Origin of the sequence: Clostridium cuniculi (genome assembly GCF_004353185.1) — a bacterium.
GTDB classification, from domain to species: domain Bacteria; phylum Bacillota; class Clostridia; order Clostridiales; family Clostridiaceae; genus Clostridium; species Clostridium cuniculi.
Genome location: NZ_SMUS01000103.1, coordinates 1 through 1,030, shown reverse-complemented (window position 1 = coordinate 1,030; position 1,030 = coordinate 1). Strand labels below are relative to the sequence as shown.

At 28.8% G+C, this 1,030-nt stretch carries 2 protein-coding genes; both read left to right on the top strand.

From position 1 onward, the window contains the following. Positions 1 to 68 precede the first annotated feature (68 nt). Positions 69 to 746 (top strand): helix-turn-helix domain-containing protein, encoded by a 678-nt coding sequence (locus EJJ37_RS19765; protein ID WP_166484863.1) that lies wholly within the window; start codon positions 69 to 71, stop codon positions 744 to 746. Then, a partial coding sequence (locus EJJ37_RS21250; protein ID WP_133017131.1) for an IS3 family transposase occupies positions 722 to 1,030 on the top strand: 309 nt, incomplete at its 3' end. The genes EJJ37_RS19765 and EJJ37_RS21250, both read left to right, overlap by 25 nt.

Below are 1,030 nucleotides of genomic sequence, written 5' to 3'. Positions count from 1 at the left end.
AATGATATGCTCCCTTTATAGTAGACAGTTAAAATAATAAAACTGTTTCTATGGAGGGAGTATTTTTAATGGGAAGAAAATTGAAGGTGTTACCTGAAATTAAAATAAAAGTTGTTAAGCAGTACTTAGCTGGTCAAAGAAGTGTAAAACAGATAGCATATGAGCTACATGTTTCAGAATACTCTGTTGAAGAATGGATTCGTAAATATAAAGTAGCTGGAGTAGATGGTTTAAAATATAAAACTAAAAATAAATATTATTCTCATGAAATTAAGCTTAGAGCTACAACTGATTATATTAATGGGGAAGGCTCTTTATATGATATTTGTGCTAAATATAAAATATCATCACATTCAATTCTCCAAAGTTGGATTAAAAAGTATAATAGTCATAAGACATTTAAACCGTACGGAACTAAAGGAGAAAAAATTATGACTAATGGAAGAAAAACAACTTACGAAGAAAGAATTGAAATAGTATCATTTTGTATTGCTAACGCTCACGATTATAATTTAACAGCTCGTAAATATGATGTTTCATATCAACAAGTTTATACTTGGGTAAAGAAATACAATAAAAATGGATATAGCGCGCTAGTCGATAGATGCGGAAAAAATAAAGCCTTTGAGGAGCTAACTGAATCAGAAAGATTTTCAGCACAATTAAAACTTTTAGAAGCCGAAAATAGACGTTTAAAAATGGAGAATGATTTCTTAAAAAAATTAGAGGAGATAGAAAGGAGGTAGATAAATACACGGTTTCATTTACTGACAAATATATTGTAATTAAGGAATTACATGAATTAGGGTATTCAATATCTGAACTATGTAAATGCGCTAAGATAGGACGTGCTTCTTACTACAAGTGGTTAAATCGTTCAAAAACTGAGAGATATAAAGAAAATAAGGTTATTCTAGATGAGATTATTAAATTATACTCTGAAGTTAAGGGGATTTATGGCTATCGCCGTATAACGTTAAATATTAATAAAATATTTAACTCAAGCTATAATCATAAACGTATATATAGA

What these genes read in the sequence shown, in the direction of transcription:
- EJJ37_RS19765 (WP_166484863.1), top strand. Translation starts at nt 69, where the DNA reads ATGGGAAGAAAATTGAAGGTGTTACCTGAAATTAAAATAAAAGTTGTT.